The organism is Rhodococcus sp. 2H158 (assembly GCF_053764755.1).
Genome location: NZ_JBSNCE010000016.1, coordinates 44,878 through 64,756 on the forward strand (window position 1 = coordinate 44,878; position 19,879 = coordinate 64,756).

Annotated in this window: 20 protein-coding genes and 2 pseudogenes; 11 read left to right on the forward strand and 11 right to left on the reverse strand. The window is 66.5% G+C overall.

Annotated elements, in window-relative coordinates:
- Positions 1–304 precede the first annotated feature (304 nt).
- Positions 305–448, forward strand: coding sequence for a hypothetical protein (locus tag ACWPOB_RS17045; RefSeq protein WP_455401568.1), 144 nt, complete (start codon positions 305–307; stop codon positions 446–448).
- 867 nt (positions 449–1,315) lie between these two features.
- On the opposite strand, the gene ACWPOB_RS17050 is transcribed toward ACWPOB_RS17045, so the two are convergent.
- Genes ACWPOB_RS17050 through ACWPOB_RS17060 form a run of 3 tightly spaced genes read right to left on the reverse strand, consistent with a single transcriptional unit; the run spans position 1,316 to position 4,069 of the window.
- Positions 1,316–2,338 (reverse strand): NADP-dependent oxidoreductase, encoded by a 1,023-nt coding sequence (locus tag ACWPOB_RS17050; protein ID WP_455401569.1) that lies wholly within the window; start codon positions 2,336–2,338, stop codon positions 1,316–1,318.
- Positions 2,335–3,195 carry an alpha/beta fold hydrolase gene (locus ACWPOB_RS17055; RefSeq protein ID WP_455401570.1) on the reverse strand — a complete coding sequence of 287 codons (861 nt, stop codon included), beginning with the start codon at positions 3,193–3,195 and terminating at the stop codon, positions 2,335–2,337. The genes ACWPOB_RS17050 and ACWPOB_RS17055 overlap by 4 nt, the downstream gene beginning before the upstream one ends.
- 16 nt (positions 3,196–3,211) lie before the next feature.
- Complete coding sequence (locus ACWPOB_RS17060) at positions 3,212–4,069, reverse strand: alpha/beta fold hydrolase (protein ID WP_455401571.1); 858 nt, start codon at positions 4,067–4,069, stop codon at positions 3,212–3,214.
- Positions 4,070–4,217: 148 nt separating this feature from the next.
- On the opposite strand from ACWPOB_RS17060, the gene ACWPOB_RS17065 reads away from it, so the two are divergent.
- A complete protein-coding gene (locus tag ACWPOB_RS17065) occupies positions 4,218–4,826 on the forward strand; it encodes a TetR/AcrR family transcriptional regulator (protein WP_455401572.1) in 609 nt (202 codons plus the stop codon).
- A gap of 260 nt (positions 4,827–5,086) precedes the next feature.
- Here the strand turns inward: ACWPOB_RS17065 and ACWPOB_RS17070 are convergent.
- Positions 5,087–5,315 (reverse strand): annotated as a pseudogene (locus ACWPOB_RS17070) (RNB domain-containing ribonuclease); the annotation flags it as partial.
- A gap of 93 nt (positions 5,316–5,408) precedes the next feature.
- Positions 5,409–5,936, reverse strand: coding sequence for a flavin reductase family protein (locus ACWPOB_RS17075; RefSeq protein WP_455401573.1), 528 nt, complete (start codon positions 5,934–5,936; stop codon positions 5,409–5,411).
- Between the two features lie 246 nt (positions 5,937–6,182).
- Between ACWPOB_RS17075 and ACWPOB_RS17080 the strand changes: the two genes are divergently transcribed.
- The 7 genes from ACWPOB_RS17080 (at position 6,183) to ACWPOB_RS17110 (ending at position 12,672) form a co-directional block, all read left to right on the forward strand.
- On the forward strand, positions 6,183–7,052 hold the full coding sequence (locus tag ACWPOB_RS17080; RefSeq protein ID WP_455401574.1) for an alpha/beta fold hydrolase: 870 nt from the start codon (positions 6,183–6,185) through the stop codon (positions 7,050–7,052).
- Between the two features lie 120 nt (positions 7,053–7,172).
- Entirely contained in the window at positions 7,173–7,958 is a 786-nt protein-coding gene (locus ACWPOB_RS17085) for a 2-keto-4-pentenoate hydratase (RefSeq protein WP_455401575.1), read from the forward strand.
- 11 nt (positions 7,959–7,969) lie between these two features.
- The gene (locus ACWPOB_RS17090; RefSeq protein WP_165037710.1) at positions 7,970–8,872 is read left to right on the forward strand and encodes an acetaldehyde dehydrogenase (acetylating); all 903 of its coding nucleotides are present in this window, start codon (positions 7,970–7,972) and stop codon (positions 8,870–8,872) included.
- A 39-nt stretch (positions 8,873–8,911) separates the two neighbouring features.
- Complete coding sequence (gene dmpG, locus ACWPOB_RS17095) at positions 8,912–9,934, forward strand: 4-hydroxy-2-oxovalerate aldolase (RefSeq protein ID WP_119700044.1); 1,023 nt, start codon at positions 8,912–8,914, stop codon at positions 9,932–9,934.
- A gap of 31 nt (positions 9,935–9,965) precedes the next feature.
- Positions 9,966–11,144, forward strand: coding sequence for an acyl-CoA dehydrogenase family protein (locus ACWPOB_RS17100; RefSeq protein WP_165037711.1), 1,179 nt, complete (start codon positions 9,966–9,968; stop codon positions 11,142–11,144).
- Positions 11,145–11,178: 34 nt separating this feature from the next.
- Positions 11,179–12,090, forward strand: a complete 912-nt coding sequence (gene bphC / locus ACWPOB_RS17105) for a biphenyl-2,3-diol 1,2-dioxygenase (RefSeq protein WP_165037712.1) — start codon at positions 11,179–11,181, stop codon at positions 12,088–12,090.
- 288 nt (positions 12,091–12,378) lie between these two features.
- Positions 12,379–12,672, forward strand: a complete 294-nt coding sequence (locus ACWPOB_RS17110; RefSeq protein WP_165037713.1) for an LpxL/LpxP family acyltransferase — start codon at positions 12,379–12,381, stop codon at positions 12,670–12,672.
- On the opposite strand, the pseudogene ACWPOB_RS17115 reads toward ACWPOB_RS17110, so the two are convergent.
- Positions 12,582–12,859: pseudogene (locus ACWPOB_RS17115) on the reverse strand (dihydrofolate reductase family protein); the annotation flags it as partial. The gene ACWPOB_RS17110 and the pseudogene ACWPOB_RS17115 sit on opposite strands and share 91 nt — an antisense overlap.
- 324 nt (positions 12,860–13,183) lie before the next feature.
- On the opposite strand from ACWPOB_RS17115, the gene ACWPOB_RS17120 reads away from it, so the two are divergent.
- Positions 13,184–14,350, forward strand: coding sequence for an integrase (locus tag ACWPOB_RS17120; RefSeq protein ID WP_455401576.1), 1,167 nt, complete (start codon positions 13,184–13,186; stop codon positions 14,348–14,350).
- 5 nt (positions 14,351–14,355) lie between these two features.
- Positions 14,356–15,372 (forward strand): hypothetical protein, encoded by a 1,017-nt coding sequence (locus ACWPOB_RS17125; protein WP_165037715.1) that lies wholly within the window; start codon positions 14,356–14,358, stop codon positions 15,370–15,372.
- An 85-nt stretch (positions 15,373–15,457) separates the two neighbouring features.
- Here ACWPOB_RS17125 and ACWPOB_RS17130 read toward each other — a convergent pair whose 3' ends face one another.
- The 5 genes from ACWPOB_RS17130 to ACWPOB_RS17150 form a co-directional block, all read right to left on the reverse strand.
- The gene (locus ACWPOB_RS17130) at positions 15,458–16,081 is read right to left on the reverse strand and encodes a hypothetical protein (protein WP_455401577.1); all 624 of its coding nucleotides are present in this window, start codon (positions 16,079–16,081) and stop codon (positions 15,458–15,460) included.
- A gap of 114 nt (positions 16,082–16,195) precedes the next feature.
- Positions 16,196–16,567, reverse strand: a complete 372-nt coding sequence (locus ACWPOB_RS17135; RefSeq protein ID WP_455401578.1) for a hypothetical protein — start codon at positions 16,565–16,567, stop codon at positions 16,196–16,198.
- 437 nt (positions 16,568–17,004) lie between these two features.
- Positions 17,005–17,508: a hypothetical protein gene (locus ACWPOB_RS17140; protein WP_240918426.1), complete on the reverse strand. Its 504-nt coding sequence runs from the start codon at positions 17,506–17,508 to the stop codon at positions 17,005–17,007.
- Between the two features lie 297 nt (positions 17,509–17,805).
- Entirely contained in the window at positions 17,806–18,534 is a 729-nt protein-coding gene (locus tag ACWPOB_RS17145) for a hypothetical protein (RefSeq protein ID WP_165037718.1), read from the reverse strand.
- Positions 18,535–19,043: 509 nt separating this feature from the next.
- Positions 19,044–19,808: a crotonase/enoyl-CoA hydratase family protein gene (locus ACWPOB_RS17150; protein WP_165037719.1), complete on the reverse strand. Its 765-nt coding sequence runs from the start codon at positions 19,806–19,808 to the stop codon at positions 19,044–19,046.
- Positions 19,809–19,879 lie beyond the last annotated feature (71 nt).

Here is a 19,879-nt window from a genome sequence, read left to right on the forward strand (position 1 = left end):
ATGCATCAGGTGATTTTCGACTGGTCGAGGTTTCATGCCGCGAGTTGGGCTGCGGCGGTGAGGGTATCGACTGCCTCGCGGTAGTACCGGGAACCATCCCTCGCTTCGGGCCGGTCTTGTCCTGACGTCACGTTACGACTCACGCCGCCTCGGTGCCCTACGGACCCATCGGTCCGTCCCCGGCGAGAACAGCGCCCGCGGTAAGCGTCCGAGTCGGGCCTCCACCGCCGGTCGCGGTGGGATACTGAAGAAGGGAGCGACGTATCCCGACGGAGGAGTTCAGCGATGACCGACCACCGCGAGCATGCAGGCCACGACCACGCTGCTGGGTATCGCGGTGTTCTCTTTACTCCACCGGCCGATCGGAGCGCCGGTGGCCTCGTTCGGCCTCGGAGTGTTGACGCCGGCCGCCGTTCCGACGGGGCTGGATCTGCTCGACTCGCTGTGAGCTCCAGCCCCCAGGGGTCGCGGCACCGGCCCGATACTCCTGTTCTCCGATACCTTCGGTCGAAACGACTGCCGGCAGTGGGCCTGTCGATCGCCCGCACCGAAGCAGAGCCGAAGGCGCGGCGTGCTGCTGTCAGGTCCGATTCGACAGTACGAGGTACCGGGGACCGGTTCGGACTGTGATTGTCCGTCCGGACTCGAGTCGGACGACGTGGTCGGCCGCTGTAACGGACTCCTCGGCAGTGGGCCACACCGGCGACAGCGGTATCCCGTTGAGCTGTTTGTTCGGCGAGAATCTCGCGGGTGTGTCGTCGACTTGCCGAATCCAGTCCTGCGGTCGGTTCGTCACGAAGCAGGATATTTGTGTCCTGCTGTGGATTCGACAGTCGCACCCGTTCTGACACCGACTTTCCGCCGGGTGGGTCCGAGCGGGAAGGCAGTCCCCACTCCAACTTCGTGCCCTTCTCGGCCGAGGATCCTGGACAAGTCGGTGAGAATCCATCACCGACACCATCGCGAGAATCCGCAGGTCCCAGTCTTCTCGGAGTGACAGATCGAGCGAGAACCTACACCTGTCTTCTGTAGAGCTCCGTTCCCGGTCGGCTTCCGGATTTCATGTCGTATGCAGAGTCTTCGGCATCGATCATGGCTTGTCCGGAATGTTGGTGGTCTGATTCGAGGGATGGAAGCGCCCATCAGCGACGGCTTCAGGGCGACGTGCACAGTCCGAGTCCCCGACAGACGACATTGCGACCCGGCCTCGGTGCCGATCAGGGTCTCGGACCAACAGGTGAGCGGGCAGAACTGTTGGTGTTCAGCATCCAGATCATGAACATGCACGCCTCCGTACCGAAGTTCCTATGGCGAGTCATTCGGAGATCCGCTCCGCTTCCTCGCGCCTGACGGCGATGACTGTTTTGCCGCGGGTGCCGCCTGAACCCAGGGATGCGAGGGCTTCAGCGGTGTCGACGAACGGGAAGACACGGTCCACGATCGGACGAAGCGCTCCACTGTCGAAGAGTCGTGCCAGTTCGGTGAGTTGTTCGCCGTCCGCACGGACGAACAGGAACTCATAGTGAACGCCTGCGCGTCGAGCATGGCGGCGGACCTTCGCGCTCAGCGTGGTAATCGCGATCCGTACGAGTGGATTTGCCCGGATCTCGCGCGCAAACGCCGGGTCTGGAGGCCCCGCGATACCGATCACTTTTCCGCCTGGTTTGAGAACCGCCATCGATTTCTCGAGATTCTCGCCACCGAGGCTGTCCAGCACCAGATCGTAGCCGCTGAGCACGTCGGCGAAGTTCTCACTGCGATAATCGATGACGGTGTCGGCTCCCAGTGCGCGGACGAACTCGGCGTTGGGGCCGCTGACTGTGGTGGCAACAGTTGCGCCTAGATGTTTGGCGAGCTGGATGGCGATCGATCCGACGCCACCGGAGCCGGCGTGGATCAACACCTTGTGGCCGGGCGCGACGTGCCCTCGTTCGACGAGTGCCTGCCACGCGGTCAGCGCGACGAGCGGAACTGCTCCTGCTTCGTTCATAGTCAACGACTTCGGCCGCAAAGCCACGTTGTCTTCGGCGATCGCAATCCGCTCGGCAAAGGCACCAATTCGTTCCTTGCCGGGGTGGGCAAAGATCTCGTCGCCGGGCCGGAACTTCGTGACGTGTGCGCCGACGGCGATGACGCTGCCGGCGACATCGCTGCCCAGGGTCAGTGGCAGCTCCTGGGGGAGTAGCAATTTGAACTCACCTAGCCGGACCCTTTCGTCGATCGGGTTGACACCGGCAGCGTGCACCTGCACCAAGACCTCATGCGGTCCGATCTCGGGTTCGGCGACGTCGGCTTGCCGTAGTGGGCTCTTGTACCTGTCGATGACGAATGCCTTCATCGGTCACCTTCCGTTGTGATCGAGGCCTCGGCGAGAAACGCGAGCGCTTCGGGGACGAACGTGCGGTAGTGCTGGAATACGCCTCCGTGACCGGAGTCGGGATAGATGGTGAGTTTCGAGTTGGGCAGTCTTTCGGCCAGATCTGCAGAGTGCTCACTGGCCACCATCAGATCGTTGTCACCGTTGGCCACGAATACCGGTTGGGAGATGACCGACAGGTCATCAGGTGCGTGTTTGCCCGACTGGACAATGGCTTTGAGTTGTGCGAGCCGGGCCTGCAGCGAAATCTTCTTGTCTCGGTTGCTCGTGCGCTCACCGAGGCGGGTCAGATACTCCGCTGCGGCCCGCCTACCTTCAGCAGTGCGCGGGAAGAACAGAAAGTTGCGGGCATCGCTGCGGGTCAGCGCGGCTTTGGCATAGGCGAGGCCGACGATTCTGGTCATTCGGTCGATACCACCGCCACCGCGGGGGCCGGTACCGGTTAAGATCATGCGCCGCACCAGTTCTGGTTCCTGCAAGGCCACCATCTGTGCCACACCGCCGCCCAGGGAGAAACCGAAGAGGTCGACCTTCGCCAGGTCCAACGCTCGGATGAAGGCGATGGCGTCCTGGGCCATCCGCTCGATATCGGCAGGCACCTTCGATCCGGTGCCTCCGACTCCCCGGTTGTCGAAGGCGATCACCCGGTGCTGTGCGGCGATGCCTTCGACAACCCGAGGATCCCAGTCGTCGAGAACTGCGGTGAAGTGGTGCAGAAACACCACAGGAATGCCGTCGTCCGGGCCGATTTCGCGATAGACGAACTCGACCCCGTCGACGTCGACGCTCTTGGTCGGCGCGTCTTTCCATGTAGTCATCGTGTTGTTGCCGTCCTCATCCTTCGATTGAAAAGCGTGATCGTCGGTTCGACAGGAACTCCAACGCCTCGGGTACGAACCGTTCGTGGGCTTGGAAGATCCCGCCGTGCCCGGCGTCGGAGTAGATCCGCAGCGTCGCATCGGGCATCCGACGCGCAAGGTCATAGGAGTTGGAGGTGGGAACCATCCGGTCATCCTCGCCGTTGGCGACAAACACCGGCCGACCGATCCGTCCCAGATCGGTCGGTGCCTGAGCGCCCCAGGCATGGATCGCACGTAGCTGTGTGCGCAACGCGGTCAACGACACCGGCTTGTCACGATCCGCGGTGCGCTCGTTGATCCGGTTGATGAACGCTCGGCCCTGAGCCTTGCCGTGGGGGGTGCGCGTGAAGAAGAGGTTCTGCTTGGGATCTTTGCGCGTAAGGATCGCGGTCAACGTGTCGATGTAGGTCACCCTGGCCACGTGGACGATTCCCTTGCCCCCGGCCGGACCGGTGCCGGCGAGGACGAGTTTTCCGACCAGCTCGGGATGTTCCTCGGCAATGACCTGCGCGAGGAACCCGCCCAGCGAGAATCCGAACAGGTCGACCTTCGTCAGGCCCAGCGCCACGATGAAAGCAACCGCATCGCGCGCCATCTCCTGCACCGTCTCCGGAACCCTGCCTTCCGACGCGCCAATCCCTTTGTTGTCAAAGACAATCACTCGATGCGCGGCGGCGAACCCGTCGACGATACGCGGGTCCCAGTTGTCGAGGTTGGCACCCAGATGATTCAAGAAGACCACCGGTACGCCGGCCGCCGACCCGTAGGCACGATAGGCGAAGCTGACCCCGCCCACCGTGACGGACTCCGTTGGCACCGTCGCCCACGACAACGGTTTACCGTCGCTCGTCCGTTCTGCGTGGCCGCCGCGGTGTGGGCCCGAGTCAGACAATGGTCCTCCAAACCTACGTACACCGATCGGTGTACTCCAAGCGTAGGCGACCGCTGCGCACATGTAAACCGATCGGTATACTGAGGTTGTGACGACCAGATCCGCAGCAGACACCGACAGTCACCGTCGACGCGGTGGCCGTGGTGCGCGCGAACGCATCCTTGCCGCGGCCGCCGAGCTGTTCTACGTCGAAGGCATCAACGCGACCGGCGTCGAACTGATCGCAACGAAGGCGGAAGTCTCGAAACGGACCCTGTACAAGCATTTTCCCAGCAAGACCGTGTTGGTGGAGCGATACCTCGAGCAGGCCGGGCTCTTCCTTCCCGACCCTGCAAACAGCGGCAAGGACACCGACGGTCCCCGCGCGCGCCTGATCGCTCTGTTCGAGATCCCCGAATACGGCGGCAGCCACATGCGTGGATGTCCATTTCACAACGCGGCAGTCGAGGCGGCCGGGACGATGCCCCAGGTCGAGAACATGGTCCACGAACACAAGCGGACGTTCATCGCAGCGATCACCGAGCTGTGCCGCGAATTCGGAGCTGCAGAACCGGCTCTGCTCGGCAATCAGCTCGCTCTGCTCTACGAGGGTGCGGCAGCACTGTCCACATCACTCGACGACCCAACGCCGTGGACATACGCAAGAGAAACCGCACAAATACTGCTGGACCACCCACCGACAACCATCGCACCGTAATCGGACGCCGGCCCGCAACCCGGCCCGGCCCTCGCCGCTCCTATGGATCGGAATCCCCGTGACCGCAAGTCAAGAAGGCGACCGCGTCGACTCATGGTGAAGCGTCGGCGAAGAACCGCCTGTACCGGAGGTTCTGGGAGACGGTCCTGGAGCGGATCAAGGTCGACCATCCCGACTGGACACAGGCTCGAACCAGCGGGGCACCAGGGTGCAACACATCCCTGGGGCTCAGCGGCGTGGCGCTCTCCATGGCCTGATCGCAGCGGATGTCCCGGGTCGGACAGGATGCCGGGCACCTCCGTGTGATCGACCGCCACGTACCGGCCCGCCGGGATCTCTCCACGACCGACGACCACATCAACGAGATCACCGCCGGCGGTGAGGGTGCCGGTGACCCGCAGGCTCGTGCGCCGGGACTCGGAGGTCAGGGGTGGCAGCCTGCTCGGCGGACTCGCCAAGCATTGGAATCGTGCGGCTGCGTGCGTGCCGGATGGCCGTGCCGCCGGAGTGGACTTGCCGAACCGACACATCATGAACAACGTGATGCGGATCCGCGGCAGCGACCGTTGTCGCGGGGCGCGGTCAGACCACCGGCGCCGGGCTGTCGATCCCGAACCGGCCCCGGAAGAACACCATCGGCCGCTCCTCGCAGACGGTGTCCAGCTCGAGCACCCGGCCGATGATCACGTCGTGATCGCCGGCGACGTGCACCTCGTGCACCTCGGCGTGCACGCGCATCAGCACGTCCGGCAGTGTCGGCGTCCCCCACCGGGAGACCTCCCAGTCGAGTTCCTCGTACTTGCGGCCCCGGCTCGAGCCGAATCGCGCGCACAGGTCGGACTGGTCCTCGCGGAGTACGTTGACGCAGAACCGCCCCGTCGCACGGATCCGGGGCCAGGCACGGCCGCGGTGGTCGGCGCAGAACAGGATCAGCGGCGGCTCGAGCGATACCGAGGCGAACGACTGGCACGCGAACCCGACGGGTCCCGCGTCGTCCAGTCCCGTCACCACGGTGACCCCGGTGGCGAACTGTCCCATCACCCGGCGCATCTCCTCCGGATCGGGCGCAGCGACGGTCGATCGTGCGAGTGTCGTCGTCTCGAGGGGCATGAGTCCACCTCCGGTTGTGGGGACGGATCGGCGCGAATACGCCGTGGTCGATGCGACCGACGCTAGGGCAGGCCCGGCGTGCCCCCCATCGGTGTCCCGCTGAGCGGAAGCGGCCGCGCGCGCCGCCTCGGCGGGCCGGGCGATCTCGCTGAACGGGATGGTGTATGGCCGCTGCGGGCCACGGCTGGCAGCCTGCGGTTCGTATGGGCGGTGCGCCCGGCACCACGGCGACGAACAGGGACGACGATGACGGATGTGAGCTACGAGGGGACCCTGAAGGAACTCTCCACCGATCAGGGTGTGCTGCGCTACCACGAGACCGGCGACGGCCCGCCGCTGCTCCTGCTGCACGGCTCCGGCCCGGGGGTGACCGGTTGGCGCAACTACCGCGGTGTCCTCGCCGACTTCGCGCGGCACTTCCGCTGCCTGGTGCTCGAGTTCCCCGGCTTCGGCGTGAGCGATCCCGGCGACGGCCACCCCATGGTGATGGCCCAGGGCGCCGTCGGCACCTTCCTCGACGGCCTCGGCCTCGGGGCCGTGGACATGATCGGCAACTCCATGGGCGGGATCGTCGCCACCAAGGTCGCCATCGACGAGCCGCGCCGAGTGCGCAAGCTCGTCACCATCGGCGGCATGGGCAAGAACGTCTTCGCGCCTGGGCCGGGCGAGGGCATCAAGCTGCTGATGGAATTCACCGACAATCCCACGCGCGAGGGGCTCGTCCGCTGGCTCCACTCCATGGTCTACGACCCGGCCGTCGTCACCGAACAGCTGATCGAGGAGCGCTGGGCGCTGGCGACCGAGCCGAAGACGCTCGAGATCGCCCGCCGGATGTACAGTTCCCAGGCGTTCGCGGCCGGCGCCGCGGCCGCCGCGGCGTCGAACGCGACCCCGTACTGGGCGCAGCTGCACAAGGTCAAGGCCCCCACCCTGCTGACGTGGGGCCGCGACGACCGGGTCAGCCCCGTCGACATGGCGATGCTGCCCATGCGCGACATCCCGAACAGCGAACTGCACACTTTTCCGAAGTGCGGGCACTGGACGATGATCGAGGCCCGCGACGCGTGGCTCTCGGCCGTCCTCGCCTTCCTGCTGCGCGACGAGCGGCGGAGCTAGTCCACGGTCCCGCTGAGCGGGAGAGCTTTTGCCCTCCCACCTGCGCATATGTCACCTTTCGAGTCAGTCGATCGGCGCGAAGAAGAAGCGCGGATCCTTCACCAGTTCCAGGAGTGCACGATGCTCGACGGTTCGCAGCGAATCGCCGCCGCCGATCTCTTGTGGGCCGCCGAGCGTGACCGCGCCCCGATCGGTCCGCTGACGGAGACGTTCCCCGCGATCGACGTGGTGGACTCGTACGAGATCCAGCTGATCAACATCCGGCGGCGGCTCGAGGCCGGCGCCACGGTGTACGGCCACAAGGTCGGGCTCTCGTCCGAGGTCATGCAGAAGATGATGGGCGTCGACGAACCCGACTACGGGCATCTGCTCTCGTCGATGGTGTACTCCGAGGACGAGCCGATCGACACCGCGCAGTTCTGCTACCCGCGCATCGAGGTCGAGATCGGCTACGTCCTCGGCGAGACCCTGCCCGGCGCGGACTGCACCGAGGAGGACGTGCTCCGGGCGACCGAGTACATCGTCCCCAGCATCGAACTCATCGACTCGCGCATCGTGGACTGGCGGATCGGGTTGGCGGACACGATCGCCGACAACGCCTCGTCCGCGGGAGTGATCCTCGGGGCCGGCCGCATCGCGCCGGATCAGGTCGACATCGGTGCGATCTCGGCGGTGCTGTACCGGGGCGACGAGGAGATCGCGCGCGGCGAGGCGGCGGCGGTGCTCGGCGACCCGACCCGCGCCGTGGCGTGGCTGGCCCGCAAGGTCGCCGGTTTCGGGGTGCGGCTCGAGGCCGGGCACGTGATCCTGCCCGGCTCGTGCACCCGCGCGATCGACGCCCGGCCGGGCGACACCTTCCGGGCCGAATTCAGCGACATCGGCTCCGTCTCAGTCGAATTCAAGTGAGGAACAGACCTGTGACCAAGGCTACCGCCGCGATCGTCGGGCCCGGCAACATCGGCACCGACCTGATGTACAAACTGCTGCGCTCGGACGTCATCGAGCCGCGCTGGATGATCGGCGTCGACCCCGCCAGCGAGGGTCTGACCCGGGCGGCCGCCGAGGGCCTGGTCGCGAGCCACGAAGGCGTGGACTGGCTGCTCGCCCAGGACGAGCGCCCCGACGTGATCTTCGAGGCCACCTCGGCCTACGTGCACCGGGCGAATGCGCCCCGCTACGCCGAACTCGGCATCCAGGTCGTCGACCTCACCCCGGCCGCCCTCGGACCCGCCGTCGTGCCCGCCGTGAACATGGGGGAGCACGAGGACGCACCGAACGTCAACCTCATCACCTGCGGTGGTCAGGCCACGATCCCGATGGTGCACGCCGTCTCCCGCGTCACCGAGGTGGAGTACGCCGAGATTGTCGCGAGCGTCGCCTCCCCGTCGGCCGGTCCCGGCACCCGCGCCAACATCGACGAGTTCACCATCACCACCAGCCGCGGCATCGAGACGATCGGCGGTGCCCGCACGGGCAAGGCCATCATCATCCTCAACCCCGCCGAACCGCCGATGCTCATGCGCGACACCGTGTTCTGCTCGATCCCCGAGGACGCCGACCGGGACGCGATCGCCGCGTCGATCCACGACGTGGCCGCCACCGTGCAGGGCTACGTCCCCGGCTACCGCCTGCGCGCCGAGCCGCAGTTCGACGACCCCACCCCGATGAGCGGTGGACGTGCCCGCGTGGCGATCTTCCTCGAGGTCGAGGGCGCCGGCGACTTCCTGCCGCCGTACTCGGGCAATCTCGACATCATGACCGCGGCCGCCACGAAGGTCGGCGAGAGCTTCGCGGCCAAGCTGCTCGCCGCCCGCGTGTAGACCCCCACCGCCGACCGTACTTTCGAAGGAACACAGTCGATGCCCTACAGCGCAGATCTCGACATCCGGATCACGGACTCGTCGTTGCGTGACGGCTCCCATGCCAAGCGTCACCAGTTCACCGTCGAGGACGTGCGCTCGATCGTCGGTGCACTCGACGCCGCCGGTGTGCCCGTCATCGAGGTCACCCACGGCGACGGCCTCGGCGGCTCGTCGTTCAACTACGGCTTCAGCCGCACCCCCGAGCAGGAGCTCATCAAGGCGGCCGTCGAGACCGCGACGCAGGCGAAGATCGCGTTCCTGATGCTGCCGGGGCTCGGCGTCCGCTCGGACATCCGCGAGGCCGCCGACAACGGCGCGTCGATCTGCCGGATCGCCACGCACTGCACCGAGGCCGACATCTCCGCCCAGCACTTCGGGCTGGCCCGCGAGCTCGGTCTCGAGACCGTCGGATTCCTGATGATGTCGCACAGCCAGCCGCCCGAGGTGCTCGCGAAGCAGGCGCGCATCATGGCCGACGCCGGCTGCCAGTGCGTGTACGTCGTCGACTCGGCCGGCGCCCTCGTCCTCGAGGGAGTCTCCGACCGGGTCGCGGCTCTCGTCGCCGAGCTCGGCGACGACGCGCAGGTCGGTTTCCACGGGCACGAGAACATGGGGCTCGGCGTGGCCAACTCGGTGCTCGCGGTGCGTGCCGGCGCACTACAGATCGACGGCTCCACCCGCCGGTTCGGTGCCGGCGCGGGCAACACCCCCGTCGAGGCGTTCGTCGCCGTCGCCGAGAAGCTCGGTATCCGAACGGGTATCGACACCCTGAAGATCATCGACGCCGCCGAGGACGTGGTGCGGCCGATCATGGACGGTGAGTGCCTCCTGGACCGGATGTCGCTGACAATGGGGTACGCCGGTGTGTACTCGAGTTTCCTCAAGCACGCCGCCACGCACGCCGAGCGGTACGGGGTCTCCGGTGCGGAGATCCTCATCGAGGCCGGACGACGCAACCTCGTCGGCGGCCAGGAAGACCAGCTGATCGAGATCGCCGTCGGTCTCGCCGCCCAGAAGTAGACCTCCGGGTCTTGAGAGAGAGCTGACAGTCATGGGCCAGGTTTTGGACAACATCATCCAGTACGCGGACGAGATCCGCGCCGAGGGCGCCGAGGGCGACAAGCTCATGCGCCTGACGGACAACAACGCCAAGCGGTTGCGCGACGCCGGTGTCATCCGCATGCTGCAGCCGAAGGAGCACGGCGGCCTCGAGGTCCACCCGCGCGAGTTCGCCGAGACCGCGATGGCGATCGGCGCGATGGACGGCGCCACCGGATGGGTCGCCGGCATCGTCGGCGTGCATCCGTGGGAACTCACGTTCTTCGATCCGAAGGCTCAGCAAGAGATCTGGGGCGAGGATCCCGACATGTGGATGGCCTCCCCGTACGCCCCGATGGGCGTCGCGGTTCCGGTCGACGGTGGCTACATCCTCAACGGCCGCTGGTCGTTCTCCTCCGGCACCGACCACTGCGGCTGGATCATGATCGGCGCTGCGGTGGGCGACAAGGACGGCAACCGGCTGAACCCGCCGCAGGTCCTGCACGTGCTGCTGCCGCGCTCGGACTACGACATCGACCAGGACAGCTGGAACGTCGTGGGCCTGCGCGGCACCGGCTCGAAGGACCTGATCGTCGAGGACGCCTTCATCCCCACCTACCGCACCCTCGACGCCGACATCGTCCTCAGCGGCAACGGGTGGCGGCACGCGGGTCGCGACGAGACCCTCTACAAGTTCCCGTTCTCGTGCATCTTCCCGCTGGGCATCACCTCGTCGCTGATCGGCATGGCCGAGGGCGCGCTCGCGTGCTACATCGCGGCCCAGAAGGAGCGCGTCGCGGTCACCGGTATTCCGATCAAGGAGGACCCGTACGTCCTCTATGCCCTCGGTGAGGCGGCCGCCGAGATCGCCGCGTCGCGCGCCGCGATCCTCGAGACCGTCGATCGCTTCTGGGACAAGACCGACAAGGGCGAGGAGGTCACATTCGAGGAGCGCGCGATCGGCCGCCGCACCCAGACCGCCGCCGCGTGGCGGGCCGTGCGCGCTGTCGACGAGATCTTCGCCCGCGCCGGTGGTGGCGCGATGCACCTGAAGTTCCCGATGCAGCGTTTCTGGCGCGACGCGCACGTCGGTCTGTCGCACGCGATCCACGTCCCCGGCTCGATCTTCCATGCGTCGTCGCTGACCCAGCTCGGCGGCGAGCCGCAGGGCGTCCACCGCTCGATGATCTAGCCTGCCCCGCCGAACTTTTCAGGATGGAAGAGAAATGACGGACATTCGAGCACTCGGATACCTCCGGATCCAGACCACCGACGTCGCGCGCTGGCGCGAGCTCGTCGTCGACGGACTCGGCATGGCCGTGGGTTCCGGCCCGGAGGCGGACGGCCTCTACCTGCGAGTGGACGAGCGGCGCGCACGCCTGATCGTCCTGCCCGGCAAATCGGACAAGGCGCTCGCCGTCGGCTGGGAGGTGCGCGATCAGTTCGCCCTCCAGCGTGTCCGCGAGACCGTGGAGAAGGCGGGGGTCACCGTCGACGTCCTTTCGCAGGAGGAGTGCGACTACCGCGATGCCGAGCAGGTCATCGCGTTCGACGACCCGATCGGCACCCGCGTCGAGGTGTTCTTCGGTCCGGTGCTCGATCACAGCCCGGTGGTCACTCCGCACGCCGGCCGGTGGGTCACCGGCGAGCAGGGCCTCGGCCACGTCGTGCTGCCCGCCACCGACTTCGACGCGGCCTACGCCTTCTACACCGAGGTGCTCGGCTTCCTGCCGCGTGGCGCGATCCGCCTCCAGGCGCCCGGCCCGGCGCGGCGCGTGCGCTTCCTCGGGGTGAACCAGCGCCACCACAGCCTGGCGCTGTGCCCGGCGCCGCCGACCGAGGAACCCGGCCTCGTGCACCTGATGACGGAGGTCGACACCCTCGACGCCGTCGGGCAGGCACTCGACCGGGTGCGCAAGCTCGGCTTCTCCATCTCCTCGACGCTGGGCCGGCACACGAACGACAAGATGGTCTCGTTCTACGTGCGCGCCCCCGGCGGCTGGGACCTCGAGTTCGGCACCGAGGGCATGCTCGTGGACGAAACCTATTACACGGCCGAGGAGATCACCGCCGACAGCTACTGGGGCCACGACTGGTCCGGGTCCGAGCCGTTGGCGGCGTTCAGCCCGAAGTCCTAGCTCGCAGAGGGAACACGACGAAGGCCCGGCCGGGGATCACCCCCGGCCGGGTCTTCGTGCTTCTCGCCCAGGGAGTTGTGCTCCGTGGTCCGCTGGCGCGTGGATCAGGAGGGGCGCGGGCGGTCATGTCCGGTGGAGAAGAGAGCCCCGGAGCGCACACGGAAGGGGCTGGATCGGAGGCCGGGTTCTGCGTCTCGCTGGTCGGACACGTCGAAGGGCGTGTTGTCTACTCACGTGGGGATCTGTGCGGGACAGCGTGCGAGATTCGGCGGCGGCCGGAGGTGGGCGATGAATCCGACGGTGCGAGCACTCGATCTCGGTGACGCGGCGGGGTGGCGGGTGGTGCGCGCACTGCCGCAGCGGTCGGTGAAGCGCATGTTCGAGGTCGCCGCCGACGGCGCGGGCCGCCGTGGTGGGCCGATTCAGTTGCGGCGCAACCTGGCCCGGGTGCTGTCCACGACCGCCGCGCAGGTGCCCGACGAGCTGGTGCGCACGTACTTGGGGGCGCGGTTGAAGAGCGTGGCGATCGCGTTGTCCGCGCCGCCGTCCTGGTGCGGCCAAAAGGCGGCGAAGATGTCGTAGGTCCGGCGGCCGGGCAACGGGGCGTCGGTGCCTTCGTAGGCGGCCCCGATCTGCTCGCCGGTGACGTCGTCGAGGAGGGGTGCCTGCCATCCGCCGAAGTCGAATCCTTCCGGGTCTTCGTCGGGGCCGCGGGTGCCTGTCCAACAAGGTCGAGGGTGGCGAACAGTTCGATATGGATCAGTCCCATGCCGTAGCTTCCGGTCGAGTGGTGTCGCGGCCGTAGGGGGTAGACCTGCTGGCGTCGGTGGACTCACCGCTGCCACGACATCGAGTTTCGTGGGTGTTGACCGGTCTTACGACAGCGACTCGCTCGTACGGAACCGCCCGTCACCCGAACGCGTTGGAATCCTGTCGGGCAGAAGGGGGTGCGGCCGTCGGTCCGACGCTTCGATCGCAGAACATCATAGGGCGTGCAAATTCCCATTTACGCAGCGATCTGCGCGAACCCCGAGGTGAGCACACTTTCGGGTTGCGGGGACGGTGTCGGGGCCGTCCGGTACCGTGCCCACCCGTGGACGATGAGACGGACGACGCGGAGAACGGGCAGATCGTGGTGCCCGGGACCCCTTCCGGGCCCGCAGTGCCGGGTCTGGCGCCGGGCGCGGCGGCGCGGATCGCGGAGTCGGTGGCGTCGGCGCGGGCGGCCGGGACCCGCCGCACCTACGCCTCGGCGTGGCGGGCCTTCACCACCTGGTGCACCAATGAGGGCCACACCGCGCTGCCGGCGCATCCGGTCACCGTCGCCGCCTACCTGGTCGCCTGCGCCGACACCGTCACCGAGGCGGGGGAGCGGGCCTACGCCCCGGCCACCCTGGCGCACCGCCTGGCCGCGATCGCCCACCACCACCGCCAGACTGGGCACCCCAGTCCGACCGGGGACGATCTGGTCCGCCAGGCGATGTCCGGGATTCGCCGGGGCTACGCCACCACGGGCGAGCGGCCCCGCAGCCCGCGGGCGCCGCTGCTCACCGCCGACATCGTCGCGATCGTCGACAAGGCCCGCGCCGACTGCGAGAACTGGGCCGACGAAGTGGTGGAACGCCGCGACACCGCCCTCCTCCTGTTGGGGTTCGCCGGGGCGTTCCGCCGCAGCGAACTCGTCGCCCTCACCTGCAGCGACGTCGCGCTGCACCGGCTCGACGGCCTGCACATCAAACTCCGGAAATCGAAGACCGACCAGGAGGGCCGCGGCACCGTCCGCGCCCTGCCGTTCACCGCGTCGCACACCAGTTGTCCGCCGTGCGCGTGGATGCGGTGGGCCCAGATCGTCGCCGCCCACGACACCGGCGGCCGCCCCGCCGTCATCCGGCTGCTCCGCATTGCCGAGCCGTTCGCGGCGCACGTGTGCCGCGGCCCCCGCCCCCGCACCACCTCGGGGGCGCCGTTGCTGCGCGCGATCCGCCGCAACGGCAACCTCTCGACCACTGCGCTCTCGGGGGCGGCAGTCCATGCGGCGATCCGCCGCCGCGCCGCACTCGCCGGCTACGACTCCGAGATCGTGGCGCAGTTGGGTGGGCATTCGCTGCGCGCCGGGTTCGTCACCCAGGCCTTCCGCAACGGCGCGAGCGCGCACGCCATCATGCGCCAGACCGGACACACCACCCCCGCCATGCTCGAGGTCTACGCCCGCGAACACGCCCCGCTGCTCGGGAACGCTGTCACCAACCTGGGTCTCTGAACGCCATGAGCACCTCGACCGAGCGACTCGGTGATTCTTCGGGAACGACAGCGGGCCTGCGGATCCCGCCGCGGTATCGGCACGACTGGGCCCTGTTCACCGACTGGTGCACCGCCACCGACCACCTCGCGCTCCCCACGACCCCGGAGGCACTCGCGCTGTTCCTGCACGAGCACCCCGCCGCCCCCGCCACGCAGCGCCGCCGGGTCTCGGCGATCAACACCGTCCACACCGGTCGCGGCCACCCGCCGCCCGGCCGCAGCGAAACCGTCCGCCGCCGCCTCGATGCCGCCCGCGCCGCCCGCCTCGACCGCCTCGCCCCGCTCCTACTGCGCAGGGCAACGGAGCTGCCGGCCACCGGCTGGCCGAGCGGGCTGTTCGGCCGCCGCGACGCCCTCCTGCTGACCCTGGCCGCCACCGGGATGCCGTTCGCCCAGCTGGCCCGGCTGCGCCGCGGCGACATCCACCTCGATGCCGGCACCCTCGTTGCCACCACGACCGACGGGGAAGGGTTCTGCCTGGCAGCGGAGTCCGCCGGTGAGAGCGCGGCGGTGGCGGTGTATGGCAGGTGGGCGGAGGTCCAGGCGTTCCTCGATCGGTACCCGAACACCGACCTGCTCGCCCAGCACCTGACCGATCCGGTCGACGTGGACCAGGGCGTGCTCACCGACCGGCAGGCCCGGCAACCCCTGCTGACCCCGATCGACCGCTGGGGACACCTGCCGCTGATGCCGCAACCGATGACCGCGCAATCCGTCGCTGCGATCGTGCGAGACCATCTGTCCGGTCGGGTGCGGGCCCGTGCGCCGCTGCCGCTGCGTAAGCAGAGCGACCGCAACGAGGGGCTGACCGCGTGGATCGAGTCGGAGATCGATCTCGATCCGCACTACTACGAACGGGGTGTCGCTGCCCGCCGCCACGCCCGCGACAGCCTGGACGATCTCGGCGACCTCTTCGACGAGATCGAAGCCCGCGCTGACACCCTGCTCGAGGAACTGCTCACCGTGCTAGAGGAGCTGTAGGCGTTCTGCTCTCCTGGGAGCGGTGCGTACTGTCCAAGAATTCAGACACAGCCACCACGAAGATGCTGCCACTGGGGCTCCCTCGTCAATTGAGAGTCAGACGGCAGTATTCGTCGGTGTTTCCCGCTTCTTTGCATGCCTGCCAGTCGAGCTGGCCTTGCACCCAAGGCGAGGGGGACCGGGGCGATGAATTCGTGTCCGGTCGGGTTGCGCCGGAAGGGTATCGGCAGGTGGTGCCGTCGCACACCGGCGTGTTGGCGGCCACTTCGTCTGCCAGGACCTGGTCATGGATCGACTGACAGTAGTCTGAATACCCGGTCACCGTGCCGTCGGACCAGTACGTGACGATCGGTCCCAACCCCAGCTGGCAGTCGACGATGTAGGGCTCCTCGACCACCACCGGTTCGTCGGCCACGGGCTCGACCACCATCGGTTCCTCCGCCACGGTCTCGGTGGCGGTAGGGTTGATCTCCGCAGAAGTCGAATCCGGGACGGAAGACGCGGTCGTCGAACTGGCCGCCGCGTTCGTCGTCGACACCGGTACCGCGGACGGAGCAGGTGTGGTGGCGGCAGGGGAGCTGGAATCACCGTCCCCGCAACCGGACACGACAAGTGCGATCGCAAGGATCGGCAGCAAACGCAGTGTTTTCACCCCCGCAATACCGCCCCGGCCTCCGGTTTCGTTACCGAGGCGGGGATACGCCCGCACGGGCCGGCACCTCACCGTGAGCGGCACCGCCGGCATGTCCCGCCTCGGTAGAACCGGAGGGACTGGTGATGTCGGACGCCCCGGTCCGAGGAATCGGGGCGTCCGACGAATCGATCAGCTGCTTCCGAAGCGCGGCGGCGGCGGGGGCAGGAGCTTGCCGGCCAGATCCCCGGTCCACGTGAAGTCCTCGAGTCCGATGTGCACGGTCAGGGTGGCCGGATTGAGCTGCGACTTGTCCACCTCGTACGCGTAGTCGAGGGTGACCGAAGTGTGGGGGGCTACGACCCCGGAGAAGAACGCATCCGACTGCGAGTAGTCGACGTCGGCGCGATAGCCGCGCGCACCGTAGGTCAGGGTCGGCGTCGAGATGGAGTATCCCTCGAGCGCATTGTCACCGGGGGTGAAGGTGATGCCCAAGACGGTGAGGTTCGGGGCGGTCGCGTACTCGGTGAGGGCGATGGTGCCGTCCCCACTGCCACGGATCACGGTGCCGAAAGGCTGGATCACCGGAGCCGGTGACGCTGCGGCGGGAGGGGCGAGCATCACCGAGGGAGCGGCAAGGGCCACGGCTGCCGCAGCGACAGCGGTACTTCTGGAAATCAACGTCGAGTGTCCTGTCCTGAATGAGTGATTGGTCGACCTTAATTGGTCTCGAGCCCGATGCCGTGTAGGCGCTCCGGCAGGCGGACCGGTGGTGGGACTCGGTTCCGCAACGCAGCCAGCAGGATCGGGTCCTCGACGGCAACTACGCCGGCCGCCTCGGTTACGACCGGAACCCCGAGCGGGTCGCGAGGGTTTATGCGCGTCGAGGATGCACGAGGTCAGTCGCGCCCCCTCCGCCGGGTGCACAGGCGGCCGGGGACCGGGCACCTCCGGCCGATATCCAGTCCGGCAGTTCGAGTCGTGCCGGAGGCAGGCAGTTCCTAGCGGAACGCGTCGACGATCGCGTGGATGATCCAAATAGGCAGCCACAACCCGCAGGTGAGCAGGGTGAGGATGAAGTGCAGCCCGTGCGGGCACCCGCCGCCGGCACGAACGTTGTTGTTGACGGTGACCTGCTGGACCGGACCGTGGGACTGCCGGTTCGCGTACTGCGCGGCGGCCTGCCGTTGGGCCTCCTCCCACGCCTGCCGCCGCACGTTCTCCTGCCATCGCGCCCACTGCCGCTGCCGCTCCTCCTCGGCGCGCTGCGCGGCCACCTGCTCCGGTGTCGGCGTCACCGGCCATGCCGGTGTCCCCGGTGGGGCGTCGGAGAACCGTCCAGGCTCCGGTTCCGGTGTCGACACGTCGATCACCGGCTCGAGTTCCGGCTCGGTGCGGTGGCGCGGGGCCATCCGATGCTGACGGTGCACCGGCTTGTTGTCCCGGTATTCGGCGTAGGGGTCGTAGGTGGGGCCGTCGCCGGGGAAGGGATCGGGATGGTTCACTGGCGGTCCGTTTCACGCGGGCCGGCCTACTGGTCAGAGCCGGTCATTTGGTTCGTAAGGGATATCACGGACGTGCCGGCTTTTTGTGTAGGCCGCGCGGGTCGTTGTCCAGACACCGCTGTGGTTTGCGGTCACGGTGGTCCCCCGAGGACGACGTTGTCCACGAGGACGCATAGGGCATCTCCGCCGATCCACCGTCCGCAGGTGCCCCTCATAAGGTTGCGGAACTGCGGTCGAGGCCATTGTCGTGGACAGAAATTGCTTCAGACGGCCCAGGGGAGGGCCGCGAACTTTGAGCTATTCCCCAACATTCTTCACGCCTGCTCTTCGTAGCGCGTCGTCAACAACCTTCTTATCTCCTTCTCGTTGTTCGGCAAGCGTCACTCTCTGCGTCTGTCCATCCCAGGTGTGCACCTCCATCCGGTCCTTCATAATCGCCTTGAACGAATTGAGAGAATTCTTGACATCAAGCATTCTGGTGGCCACGTCATGGACACCCAGGACGTTGGACCACTTCCGCCCCTGGTAGATGCTCCAATCTAGATTGAAGGTGTCCCGATGGGTCTTCACCGAACTGCTGTACGTAGCAATCGCTACATGCGAATCCGGAAGTCCGCTGCCCTTCCTGGTCAAGCCTGAGTCCCAGAACACTCGCCACTCTTGGCCCGGTGCGAGGAACGGGATGACCGTGGGGATCACCACATCTTTTATGCCTTCTCCCTGGTCCGATGAGCTTTCCTGCGGATGGGGCGAAATCCGTACGCAAACGTGGGAGGCCCACGTCTGGCCGATGTTCTTGATAACAAGATCAATGATCTGCTCAGTCGCTGCACTGGGCTCCATGTAGACCACCACATATGGGCGCGCCGAGTCGTACGCCAAATCCTTTGCCTGTCGCCTGTTGCTACGCGCTTCACACAACTGGCTAAGTGCCACGATGCCGGCAATCAGGGCGATGATTGCGGTGGCCAGCATCGACCACGCTGAAATTGCGGTAGATACCTCCAACGACGGTACAAGCGTCACTGTTTCTGCTCTTCCTCTAGGTCTGCCGGACGTTCTCATCTGACCGGTCGCAAGACCTTACATCGCCCCGCGGGAACACAGGGATGGGGCGGAAGAGGGCATACGTCCGCACCATGCCATGTAGCTCAAGAACGCTGTCCTTCAAATTTTGTCTAGATCCGTTCCGCATCGAACAGCAGATCGACACAGTGACTCTCGCTGAGGAACGCTGGTAGCTAGTTCTCAATCGCAGATCGGCTGACCGGATCGGTCACTGGATGCAATATGCCGTGCTTGGCTTACATAAGGCCTGGTTACCAGTACGGCGCGTATCCGATGTGTGTGCATCGCTTAGCGGCGACGACAGCTGATGGTGCGTCGCGCTTTGAGTATTACAGGCGGCGAGCCCGTGGCTTATGGAACGGTGCCCATCGGCGATGCTGAGCACTAGCGATAATTGCTCCTGCATCCTTCTCCACGTCGCAGTGATCGATGATGGCCTTCTCCGGACTCCTCACGTCCGGTCTTCTTTACGATCCCGACCATCTCGGTAGACGCTTCTCCCTGAAGGCTGTGGCGCCTTCGCGTGCGTCGTTCGAGAAGAGAATTTGAGGCGCAGCAAGGTCGACCATGTCGAAGGCTTCCTCAGCGGTTAGGCACAGACTGGCGGTGAACAGTTCTTTCGTTCGAGCGACCGCAAGGGGCGCGTTTCGACTGATTCGGTGTGCTAGATCGATGGCGTCGTCCAAGGCCATTCCCGCCGAGGAAATCGAATTAACGACGCCGATCTCCTTTGCTTCACCTACCGGAATAGTATCTCCGGTAAGGAGAAGGTGGGCTGCCTGGTTACGCGGGACCATCTGCGCCAGACGGACGATTCCACCACCCGCGGCGATAAGGCCTCTTTTCACCTCGGGTAGCCCAAATCTTGCAGTTTCCGAGGCGATAACGAGATCGCAGGACAGGACAAGTTCGAAGCCACCCGCCACTGCATGACCTTCGACGGCAGCGATCAACGGTTTGCGCGGAGGCACGCGCGTCAGTCCAGCAAGGCCGCGCTCTCGTGTTTCCGGCATCACCCCATCGGCAAAGGCTTTGAGATCCATGCCGGCGCAGAAGTCGGGACCTTCGCCTGTAAGAACCCCGATTTTGAGACTGTCGTCCGCGTCCAGTCGGTCGAAGGCGTCGGCCAACGACTCGGCCATCTCGCGATTGATGGCATTCTTCAACTGCGGTCGATCGAGAGTAATGACCAGCACGCTCCCGATTTGCTTGCATCTGAGCGGGGATGACACCACTGGTCTCCTTACAGTAGTTGACAACGATTTCATGACTTGAGCCCTTTGCGAGCCCTGTCACTCGTGAC

What these genes read in the sequence shown, in the direction of transcription:
- ACWPOB_RS17050 (WP_455401569.1), bottom strand. Translation starts at nt 2,338, where the DNA reads ATGAAGGCATTCGTCATCGACAGGTACAAGAGCCCACTACGGCAAGCC.
- ACWPOB_RS17110 (WP_165037713.1), top strand. Translation starts at nt 12,379, where the DNA reads ATGAATCCGACGGTGCGAGCACTCGATCTCGGTGACGCGGCGGGGTGG.
- bphC (WP_165037712.1), top strand. Translation starts at nt 11,179, where the DNA reads ATGACGGACATTCGAGCACTCGGATACCTCCGGATCCAGACCACCGAC.
- ACWPOB_RS17100 (WP_165037711.1), top strand. Translation starts at nt 9,966, where the DNA reads ATGGGCCAGGTTTTGGACAACATCATCCAGTACGCGGACGAGATCCGC.
- ACWPOB_RS17045 (WP_455401568.1), top strand. Translation starts at nt 305, where the DNA reads ATGCAGGCCACGACCACGCTGCTGGGTATCGCGGTGTTCTCTTTACTC.
- ACWPOB_RS17055 (WP_455401570.1), bottom strand. Translation starts at nt 3,195, where the DNA reads ATGACTACATGGAAAGACGCGCCGACCAAGAGCGTCGACGTCGACGGG.
- ACWPOB_RS17085 (WP_455401575.1), top strand. Translation starts at nt 7,173, where the DNA reads ATGCTCGACGGTTCGCAGCGAATCGCCGCCGCCGATCTCTTGTGGGCC.
- ACWPOB_RS17080 (WP_455401574.1), top strand. Translation starts at nt 6,183, where the DNA reads ATGACGGATGTGAGCTACGAGGGGACCCTGAAGGAACTCTCCACCGAT.
- dmpG (WP_119700044.1), top strand. Translation starts at nt 8,912, where the DNA reads ATGCCCTACAGCGCAGATCTCGACATCCGGATCACGGACTCGTCGTTG.
- ACWPOB_RS17125 (WP_165037715.1), top strand. Translation starts at nt 14,356, where the DNA reads ATGAGCACCTCGACCGAGCGACTCGGTGATTCTTCGGGAACGACAGCG.
- ACWPOB_RS17075 (WP_455401573.1), bottom strand. Translation starts at nt 5,936, where the DNA reads ATGCCCCTCGAGACGACGACACTCGCACGATCGACCGTCGCTGCGCCC.